9 protein-coding genes are annotated in these 10,052 nt (G+C 44.7%); 4 read left to right on the forward strand and 5 right to left on the reverse strand.

Going from position 1 to position 10,052, the window contains the following annotated elements:
- A partial coding sequence (locus A1D16_RS10990) for an SET domain-containing protein (RefSeq protein ID WP_290709412.1) occupies positions 1-360 on the reverse strand: 360 nt, incomplete at its 3' end.
- 22 nt (positions 361-382) lie between these two features.
- On the opposite strand from A1D16_RS10990, the gene mgtE reads away from it, so the two are divergent.
- The 4 genes from mgtE (at position 383) to A1D16_RS11010 (ending at position 5,932) form a co-directional block, all read left to right on the forward strand.
- Positions 383-1,777, forward strand: a complete 1,395-nt coding sequence (gene mgtE, locus A1D16_RS10995) for a magnesium transporter (protein WP_290709413.1) — start codon at positions 383-385, stop codon at positions 1,775-1,777.
- Positions 1,778-1,896: 119 nt separating this feature from the next.
- A complete protein-coding gene (locus tag A1D16_RS11000) occupies positions 1,897-2,295 on the forward strand; it encodes a hypothetical protein (RefSeq protein ID WP_290709414.1) in 399 nt (132 codons plus the stop codon).
- Complete coding sequence (gene glmS / locus A1D16_RS11005; protein WP_290709415.1) at positions 2,258-3,733, forward strand: glutamine--fructose-6-phosphate transaminase (isomerizing); 1,476 nt, start codon at positions 2,258-2,260, stop codon at positions 3,731-3,733. The genes A1D16_RS11000 and glmS overlap by 38 nt, the downstream gene beginning before the upstream one ends.
- Positions 3,734-3,742: 9 nt before the next feature.
- Positions 3,743-5,932, forward strand: coding sequence for a DUF4954 family protein (locus A1D16_RS11010; RefSeq protein ID WP_290709416.1), 2,190 nt, complete (start codon positions 3,743-3,745; stop codon positions 5,930-5,932).
- A 5-nt stretch (positions 5,933-5,937) separates the two neighbouring features.
- Here A1D16_RS11010 and A1D16_RS11015 read toward each other — a convergent pair whose 3' ends face one another.
- The 4 genes from A1D16_RS11015 to A1D16_RS11030 all read right to left on the reverse strand — a co-directional run.
- Positions 5,938-8,013, reverse strand: coding sequence for a hypothetical protein (locus A1D16_RS11015; RefSeq protein WP_290709417.1), 2,076 nt, complete (start codon positions 8,011-8,013; stop codon positions 5,938-5,940).
- An 87-nt stretch (positions 8,014-8,100) separates the two neighbouring features.
- A complete protein-coding gene (locus tag A1D16_RS11020) occupies positions 8,101-8,328 on the reverse strand; it encodes a hypothetical protein (protein WP_290709418.1) in 228 nt (75 codons plus the stop codon).
- 9 nt (positions 8,329-8,337) lie between these two features.
- Entirely contained in the window at positions 8,338-9,651 is a 1,314-nt protein-coding gene (der, locus tag A1D16_RS11025; RefSeq protein WP_290709419.1) for a ribosome biogenesis GTPase Der, read from the reverse strand.
- A 45-nt stretch (positions 9,652-9,696) separates the two neighbouring features.
- A partial coding sequence (locus A1D16_RS11030) for a KH domain-containing protein (RefSeq protein ID WP_290709420.1) occupies positions 9,697-10,052 on the reverse strand: 356 nt, incomplete at its 5' end.

The following is a 10,052-nucleotide window of genomic DNA, read 5'->3' on the forward strand; positions in this document are numbered from 1 at the left end:
ATCATTCCAGTCGCCATTGTAGTTGATAAATAGTTCTTCCCCGGCGGCAACGGCACGTACGGTCTTAACCCGGATCATCTGGGACTCAAAGTCCATTTCATATTCACAGTTGCTTTCAAAACTGTGGTTATAAATAGACACATACCCCAATGCCACACAACAGGCTTTCCGATCATCGCCCCATTCAAAGATGTAATGATGCAGCAGGGTTTGATCCAGGAGTATACGTTCCTGTTCCCCAAGCACCACCACCGGACTAATTTCAATAAGAACATCCGCCTCCAGGGCTTCCAGCGTAAAAACGCCTCTTCCCATTTTTTCAGTAGGTGCTATTATCAGCTCGGTAAAATCATCCTGCAATATAAAAATGTATTTTTACCCCATGACGCAAGACCTCGAAACACCGGCCTCCCTCAGTGAACAATTTGCTTCCATTATTCACCTGGAAGATAAATTGCGCATCCGGGAGTTCCTGAATAACCAGAACATCAGCGATGTTGCTGAGCTGGTAGATGAGTTCGACGAATATGCCAGTCAGATAATCGGCAACATGAGTACACACCGGGCTGCCAGTGTATTTAAAATATTGGAAGTATCGGTACAAAAACAGGTCATCCAGGAACTTCCGCCGTTAAAATCTGCCGAATTACTGAACGAGTTACCGGCCGATGACAGAACCTCCTTCCTCGAAGAGTTGCCGAACGAAGTAGTGAAAGAATTGATCAAAACACTTGATCCGGAAGAAAGGCGTATTACGCTCTCGCTCCTGGGCTACCCCGAAGGAAGCGTTGGGCGACTAATGACGCCCGACTATATTACCGTAAATATTGATTGGAATATGACCCAGGTGCTGGATCATATCCGCGAAGTGGGAAGGGAATCGGAAACCATTGATGTTATTTACGTGGTCAATGATAAAGGCGAATTTGTGGATGACGTCAGAATCAGGGACGTGATTATGACAAGTCCGGATAAAATCGTCAGCGATATTATTGACTTCCGCTATATTGCCCTGCATGTGAACGACGACCAGGAAGTTGCCAACCAAACCTTTAAAATGAATAACCGGGTAGCTTTGCCCGTACTTGATGATAACAAACTGCTGCTCGGAATCGTAACAATCGATGATGTATTATGGGTGGCCAATGAAGAGTTTAGCGAAGATATGCAACGGATCGGGGGTACCGAAGCCCTGGACGAGCCTTACCTGGAAATGCCTATTTTCAAACTATTCCAGAAACGCATCGTTTGGATGGTGGTTTTATTTATCGGGGAAATGCTTACCGCCTCTGCCATGGGATATTTCGAAGATGAAATTGCCAAAGCAGTAGTGCTTGCATTATTTGTGCCCCTGATTATTTCCAGTGGGGGTAACAGCGGATCTCAGGCCTCTACACTAATTATCCAGGCTATGGCGGTGGGCGAAATTACGATTGCCGACTGGTGGCGGGTCTTAAAAAGAGAAATTATATCCGGCCTTTTACTGGGAACCGTTTTAGGTATCATTGGCTTTATAAGGGTGGTTGCCTGGTCACAGTTTTTTCCGGAAGTCTATGGTATACATTATGTTCAGTTGGGTGCAGCCGTTGGCATTTCGCTGATGGGGGTAGTGTTATGGGGTACGATCAGTGGCTCCATGCTGCCTATTTTCCTCAAACGTGCAGGAGCCGACCCAGCGGTATCCTCGGCTCCATTTGTTGCAACTCTGGTAGATGTGACCGGGCTCATTATCTACTTTAGCGTAGCTTATCTCTTCCTGCAGGGACTACTGCTCTGAGCTTATTTAATGGTTTCCCATCGATTCCTCTCCCCTGCGCAATCGATTGCTTAAATAATTTTTTAACTATGTTTGCGTTCTATACCTCGAAGCTCGTATAACACAAAAAGATAATAAATATGTGCGGAATTGTTGCCTATATTGGACATAGAGAAGCCTACCCGGTTATTTTAAAAGGTTTGAAAAGATTGGAATACAGGGGCTATGACAGTTCGGGCGTTGCCCTGCTGAACAAGGGCCTGAAAGTCTATAAAAAGCAGGGAAAAGTTGCTGACCTGGAAGAGTCGCTGGTAGGAAAAGACCTGCATGCAACCATTGGTATTGGCCATACCCGCTGGGCCACCCATGGCGAACCCTGCGACCGCAATGCCCACCCGCATACTTCCAGCAACGGCAAATTATCCATGATACACAATGGGATCATTGAGAATTATGCCCAAATCAAGCAAGACCTGATCAAAAAAGGATACAGTTTTATCAGTGATACAGACAACGGAAGTGCTGTTGAAATTTATTGAAGACATTCATTTAAACAACGGTGGCTCTCTGGAAGAAGCCGTGCGTATAGCGTTAAAACGGGTAGTGGGCGCCTATGTAATTGTTTTGCTGGACGAAGACAATCCCGACACCCTTATTGCTGCCAGAAAAGGCTCCCCGCTGGTAATTGGGATCGGTAAAGGAGAACATTTTCTTGCCTCCGATGCCTCTCCGATTATTGAATACACCAAAGAAGTGGTATATGTTAATGATTATGAAGTGGCTATAATACGCCCCGATGAACTGATTTTAAAAAACCTCGGTAATGAAAAAATCACCCCTTTCATAACAAAGCTCGATATGGAACTGGCAGCCATTGAAAAAGGCGGCTACGACCATTTTATGCTGAAAGAAATATTCGAACAGCCCCATACAATTTTCGATTGCCTCCGGGGAAGACTGGATGCTGCTGCGGGTAGCATTACAATGAGCGGAATTCAACAATATGCCGAGCAGTTAATGACAGCTAACCGAATTATTATGATTGCCTGTGGAACCAGCTGGCATGCCGGGTTGGTAGCTGAATACATTTTTGAGGAGTTGACCAGGATACCTGTTGAAGTGGAATATGCTTCAGAATTCCGGTACAGAAACCCGGTAATTGCAAAAGGGGATGTAATTATAGCGATTTCGCAAAGTGGAGAAACTGCCGACACCCTGGTTGCCATAGAAAGTGCTAAGGAAAAAGGCGCCATTATCCTCGGGGTAGTAAATGTGGTAGGTTCTTCTATTGCAAGGATTTCACATGCCGGTGCGTATTCACATGCCGGTCCGGAAATAGGTGTAGCCAGCACCAAAGCATTTACGGGGCAACTGGCGGTACTTACCATGATGGCGTTGAAGTTAGGTTATATGAAAGGTTGTATCAGCGAAAAAAGGTATATGCACCTGTTGAACGAACTGAACGATGTACCGGAGAAAGTTGCTACCGCCCTGTTGCAGAAAGAAGCAGTGGAAGCTATAGCCCATAAATACAAAGAAGCGGCCAATGCTCTTTACCTGGGCCGTGGCTACAATTTCCCCATTGCACTGGAGGGTGCCTTAAAGCTTAAAGAAATCTCCTATATACATGCCGAAGGTTATCCCGCGGCAGAAATGAAACATGGTCCGATTGCATTGGTAGACGATCAGCTTCCCGTATTTTTTGTAGCTACTAAAGATAGTTTTCATGAAAAAGTGCTGAGCAATATGCAGGAAATCAAAGCAAGAAAAGGCAAGGTAATTGCCGTTGTAAGTGAAGGCGATGATTCAGCCAATGCCCTAGCAGACGACCTGATCATAGTTCCCTATGCCGATGAATTAATTGCTCCGATCATAAATGTAATTCCTATGCAACTGCTTGCCTATTATATCGGAGTAGCCAAAGGGTTGGATGTTGATAAGCCCCGCAACCTGGCAAAAAGTGTAACGGTTGAATAATCCAGCAATATGAACATTATTAAAAAACATGCCCTTCAATCCCTGGGTTATGGTTTCGTTGAAGACCGTTTCCTGAAGGAAGGAAAGGATGAGTATTTTCATAGAAACCGGCAGAACAACAGTGGCATCCGATACAGGCAGTTAACCGCCTATGAAATTGAGGTATTGGTACGTAACAGAAACCAAAGCGACGACTGGAATAAGCTGCTGGTTTCAGATGCGTTCAACCCTGAACTGGTAAAAAACTGTAAATTCTATGGGCTGGTCCGAATAGGCAAACTGGAACCATATTGCCTGGAATTTAATAACCTACGAATGGCGGTGGGTTTATACAATAGCACAATCATCAGCGCCGACTTCGGCGATAATGTAGTTGTAGACAATGTCAATTACCTATCGCATTTTATTATTGGAAACGAAGTAATGCTGGTGAACATTAACGAACTCGCTACCTCCAGCCACTCCAAATTTGGTAATGGCATAATTAAGGAAGGCGAAGACGAAAAAGTAAGAATCTGGCTGGAAATCTGCAATGAAAATGGCGGAAGACGCATTTTACCTTTTGATGGCATGTTACCCGGTGATGCTTATTTATGGAGCAGGAACCGGCAGGACGATCTTTTGCAACAACGCTTTGTTCAATTTACCAATACCCGTTTCGATGCTGAAAGAGGACATTATGGCAAGATCGGGGACCGCACGGTCATTAAAAACAGCAGGATATTAAAAGATGTATTAATTGGCAGCGATGCCTATATCAAAGGCGCCAATAAAATAAAAAATGTAACCATACATTCACAACCCAATGCCCGAACGCAGGTAGGCGAAGGCTGTGAACTGGTGAATGGAATTATAGGGGAAGGCTGCCGGGTATTTTATGGCGTTAAAGCAGTACGCTTTATGATGGCCAGTCATTCTCAATTAAAGTATGGGGCCCGGCTTATTAACTCTTACCTGGGAAATAATGCTACTATTTCCTGTTGCGAAGTCCTGAATTCCCTGATCTTTCCTGCACATGAACAACACCATAACAATTCTTTTCTCTGTGCCGCCCTGGTAATGGGGCAATCAAATATGGCTGCGGGTGCAACCATCGGTTCAAACCATAACTCAAGAGCAGCAGATGGTGAATTAATTGCAGGGCGGGGATTCTGGCCCGGACTCTGTGTTAGTCTTAAACACAACTCCAAATTTGCCTCTTTTTCAATTTTAGCAAAAGGCGATTTTCCGGCAGAATTAAATATCCGCCTCCCCTTTTCATTGATCAGCAATGATGTTACCAATGATCAACTGGTAGTGATGCCGGCATATTGGTTTGAATACAATATGTATGCGCTGGCAAGAAACTCCTGGAAATATGTGGCAAGGGATCAGCGTATCACCAAGATACAGTTAATAGAATATGATTACCTGGCTCCTGATACTGCTACGGAATTATCAGAGGCACTTGCCATTCTTACCCTGCAAACAGGAAAGGCCTGGTATCGTAAAGAAGGAAAAGAAGCTACCGAACGGCAAATGAGCAAGAAGGGTAAAATTTTACTGGAGCAGGGAGAAACCGCTATCCAGGACCTGGTCATCCTTCTTGAGGAAGCCGAAAACAGCAACCGGCCGGTTATCATCCGTAAAGCAGCAATTGCCTATCAGTGGTTTTCAAGGTTATTGGATTATTATGTAGCCAGAGAACTTTTAGGTTTTTTTGACAGGCATCCGTTAAGCACGCTTAACAGAATGATTGCCCGACTACCTAAAGCAGGTAAAGCGTTCGACTGGGAAAACATAGGCGGACAATTAATTGAAAAGACCACGGTACAAAACTGGCTACAGGCTATCCGTACAGGTAAAATAAGCAGTTGGGAAGCATTACATAATCTATACCAGCAGGAAAGCAATCTTTACCCCGATCACAAACTGATGCATGCTCTGGCAATTTATAAAAACAGGCATGGAATAGATCTTTCTACTGACCCACATATGGTTCGCCAGGTGCTTACAGATGCCATATCTCTTCGAAAAGAAATGACGGAGAGAATTTACGAAAGCAGGGCCAAGGACTACCAGAATGAATTCCGGAAAATGGTTTATAATAGTGAAGAAGAAATGGACATTGTAGTCGGTAAATTAAACGATAATAGTTTTATTTCCGATGAACAAAAAGCATTCCGGCAATTCAAAAAGAAAATAGAAGGGTTGCTTTGATTCTTTTACCAGAACTGTTTGAAAGACCGGGTTACTCCTTTTTTGTCGGTTAATTTAATAATAAGCAATTGGTGATGCTGAACCGGCAGGCGCAACCCGTGCGTAGCAGTACCTACCGGTTGCCAGATGGTTTTTCGTTCCAGCAACTGCCCGCCTGTATTAAAGAGTTCCAGCAAATAGCCGCCCGCTTCTTCACTGGTCAGAACAAGCGAATGTTGGTTTTTTACCAGATAAGCGCGAAAACTATCCAAGGATCGTTCAGCCGGAAGCCGGAGTGTTTCGCTATAGTATACCCGCTGGTTTTCAGCCAACAGTTTAATGCGATAAAAAATTCCCGACCGGGCAACGGGCAGGGCTTGCCGGTAATGCGTTTGTCCTGCTGCCGGGGAAACAGCACAAAGTCTTGCAAACAACCGTCCGTCGGCTGCAGTTTCTACTTCAAACCCTTCAACTCGTATACCAGGAGCTACTTTCCAGTGTAACTCCGGTTTATTCCTTTCCCCGGAAAACCAGGCAGACTGGAATACCAGCGGCAATACATTGGAACCGCCTACCCGGTTCGCTAAAGCGTAGCGAGTAGCGTTTAACTGATCACCTGACAACGGTACGGTTCTTAACCCGCCTTCCGCATTTCCAGATCCTGCAGTTAAACCAGCGCCTACATCGCTCCAGAAGCCCGCTGTATAAGCGGCAATAGTCAATTGGTTAGCCTCCTTAATGTCACCACTCTGCGGATCAGCATAACTGACTTCGAGTACGGGGCCAGGGGAGCCGGTAGCAGGCAAGGCCTCCACTTCCCAATATTCAATGGCTGATACCGCAGCCAATCCCGTTTGTAGTTGCTGGCCAGGTATATTTGCGTCCTTAAAATGATACGCCAGTTGCATGGACCCGGCATAACCTCTTACCTGCACAGTACTGCTGGCGGCATCTTTCCGGAATGGGATCAGTAAACTTTCTGTCGCATGAAAATCTTTCCGGATTGTGCCGTCGATTCCTGCATTTAACCTGGAAGGAACTGCGTGTAAGCGGGCAGTTTTCATAAGTTGCACCTGGTAGGGTCCTGTTTCTATAATTCCTTCCTGTAGCACCAATTCATAGGGCAATGGCCAGTTAGTTGTTAACTGCACTCCATTGCTGTTGTCCAGCACAACACGTATACTGTCTCTGATCCATCCATCTGTATGTACCAACTGCTGCACTGTTCCGTTCAGTACTATGGTTCCCGTATGACTGCTTGAATTGGATTCATAGATGAGTGATTGTACCTGCGTCCAGTTACCGCTTAGTGCTATACAAGAAGAACGATTACCGGTAGACAGGTTCAGAGCGGCCTGATTCATCCTCAATTCACCCGCTAAAAAAACCGTATCGCTTAAATGAAGAGAAAATACGGTACCGCTATCCAATCCCAGATCTCCCCTTATGCGAACAGGCCTAGTGCCGGAAGAGGAATAGGTGGTGGTGCCGGAACTACTGCCCGCACTGGATAATTCAAGACTACCAAAAACCCGCCCGCTAATCGACAGCGTAGATGCTGCATCTGTATTTTCCATCCTGAAGACCCCTTTTTCTGTGCCAGGAGTACGGCTGAGCTGGTTAACCAGGTCGGCATGCCCTGTTCTGCTCCGGTGAATATAGCGGGCCCCGTTTTCAATGCGAATTGAATCCTGGATGCGCAGTGCATATCCACTGTTACTTCCGGATGCATTGAGTACTACAGCATTTTTTCTAAGATGAACAGAATACCCTTTTCCCAGCGTCGTTAATGCTCTGGGCAAAAGAGAATTAGCCGTACTGGTGAGCAAATTTGTAACAGGTAATACTAACCGGATAGTAAAATTATCCAGCGGAGCAATCTCAATAGATTCAATTACAACAGGTCCGTCGGGCAGTATAATTTCATAGGTTCCCGGGTAAAAGCTATTATCGAGTAAAACCTTGTCTAAACTATCAGGAAGCTTCGCTCCTTCCCAATTCAGCGGATCGTTCCAATAAGCCGTACCATTATTGCCCGTCCACCGCTTCTGCGCTATGCTGATTTGAGATAGCAGCAGGAAAATCCAACTCCACTTTTTCATACACCACATTTTCTGCCAGCAAATTATAGTACCTGGACAGAAAAATGAAGAGAAACAAGCAGGTTGGGTTAAAAAACGGTAATCCTTCTATTGTTTCAAGCTGTCTGCTCTACTGGAGTCAATGGCAGCTTTTACCGTTGAATCAATTGCAGAAGCAGCGTCCTTCGAAACAGCCACGGCAGAGTCAACTGCGGCTTTGATAGCAGTACTATCTACCGTGGTACCGGAAGAATCACTACGATTAGCACAAGACATCCATAACATGGATGCAATCAATATCAGGGAACATATCCAGCCAGCTGATGAGTAGTTCATTGGGATAAGTTATTTTTTCCGGAAAAATATACGAACCGGTACCCCTTTAAAATCGAAACTTTCCCGGAGTTTGTTTTCCAGGTAATTCCTGTAAGGTGCCTTAATATCATCCGGGTAATTACAGAAAAAAGCAAAAGAGGGCACATGGGTAGGTAATTGGGTTACGTATTTAATACTAACCGGGTTACCTCTAACAACAGGCGGGTGATATGCTGCAATCGCTTTCAGCATCACATCATTCAGTTGCGACGTAGGAATTTTTTTCTTTTTATTCTCTACTACTTCCAGTGCTATTTCAATGGCTTTAAATATGCGCAGTTTATCCTTCGCCGAAATAAAGAGTACCGGCACATCGGTAAATGGAGCCAGTCGTTCTTTCAGCAGTTTTTCGTAATCGCGGGCGGTATTGGTTTGTTTTTCCACCAGGTCCCATTTATTTACAAGGATTACAAGGCCTTTTCCTTTTCTGGCTGCCAGGCTAAAAATACTCAGGTCCTGTGCAGCAATTCCTTTTTCCGCATCCAGCACCAGCAAACACACATCCGCCTCGTCCATTGCTTTGATAGCTCGGATAACGGAATAAAACTCAAGATCTTCCTGTACTTTTTGCTTTCTGCGGATACCCGCTGTATCAATCAGCACAAATTCTTTCTGAAACATATTGTAATGCGTATGGATCGTGTCGCGCGTGGTACCGGCGATATCGCTTACAATAGTTCTTTCCTGCCCCACCAGGGCGTTTAGCAAAGATGATTTCCCTACGTTCGGCTGCCCGATAATCGCAAATTTTGGAATGTCGGCTGTTTCGTCGTCGGCCAGCCTGTCTTCCGGAATAGCTTCTACTACGGCATCCAAAATTTCGCCGGTTCCACTTCCGCTGATTGCGGACACAAAAAAGATTTTATCGAAACCAAGGCTGTAAAATTCAGTTGCATCCAGCATGCGCTGGTTATTATCTACTTTATTTACGGTCAGGTAAACCGGCTTGGTCGTTCTTCTGAGTACATCTGCCATGGATTCATCCAGGTCGGTAATGCCTGTAGCCGTATCGGTCATAAAAATCAAAGCATCTGCTTCATCCAATGCAATCAGTACCTGTTTTTTTATTTCCTGCTCAAAAACATCGTCGCTCCTTGGTACAAATCCACCCGTATCAATTACATTAAATGTTTTACCATTCCATTCAGCAATTCCGTATTGCCGATCGCGGGTAACCCCGCTAACATCATCCACGATGGCTTTTCTTTGTTCAAGCAATCGGTTAAAAAAAGTGCTCTTCCCTACATTGGGCCGACCTACTATTGCAACTGTATATCCGGACATTTGATAAATTTATTTTTTTACAAACCTTACTTCCCCTGAGCCAGTTTATTTATATCCATATTCTTTAAGGTACAAATCATTATCTCTCCATTTAGGGCGAACTTTTACAAATAGCTCAAGAAACACTTTTTGTCCCAGAAATTTTTCAATCTCCTGCCTTGAGCGGGTGCCAAGTTCACGAATCATTTTCCCTTTTTCGCCCAGTATAATGCCTTTTTGTGTATCTCTATGCACAATAATATCGGCCATGATTTTAACCAGGGAGGCTTTTTCTTTAAACTCCTGTACCAATACAGCTGCGTGGTAAGGAATTTCATCCTGGTAAAGCTGGTAAATCTGTTCCCGGATCAATTCGCCTACAAAAAAACGGGTAGGTAAATCGGTCAGGTTTTCATCGTCAA

It is taken from the genome of Flavihumibacter sp. CACIAM 22H1 (assembly GCF_001601815.1).
Taxonomy (GTDB): domain Bacteria; phylum Bacteroidota; class Bacteroidia; order Chitinophagales; family Chitinophagaceae; genus Flavihumibacter.

What these genes read in the sequence shown, in the direction of transcription:
- mgtE (WP_290709413.1), top strand. Translation starts at nt 383, where the DNA reads ATGACGCAAGACCTCGAAACACCGGCCTCCCTCAGTGAACAATTTGCT.
- A1D16_RS11000 (WP_290709414.1), top strand. Translation starts at nt 1,897, where the DNA reads ATGTGCGGAATTGTTGCCTATATTGGACATAGAGAAGCCTACCCGGTT.
- A1D16_RS11010 (WP_290709416.1), top strand. Translation starts at nt 3,743, where the DNA reads ATGAACATTATTAAAAAACATGCCCTTCAATCCCTGGGTTATGGTTTC.
- A1D16_RS11015 (WP_290709417.1), bottom strand. Translation starts at nt 8,013, where the DNA reads ATGAAAAAGTGGAGTTGGATTTTCCTGCTGCTATCTCAAATCAGCATA.
- A1D16_RS11020 (WP_290709418.1), bottom strand. Translation starts at nt 8,328, where the DNA reads ATGAACTACTCATCAGCTGGCTGGATATGTTCCCTGATATTGATTGCA.
- der (WP_290709419.1), bottom strand. Translation starts at nt 9,651, where the DNA reads ATGTCCGGATATACAGTTGCAATAGTAGGTCGGCCCAATGTAGGGAAG.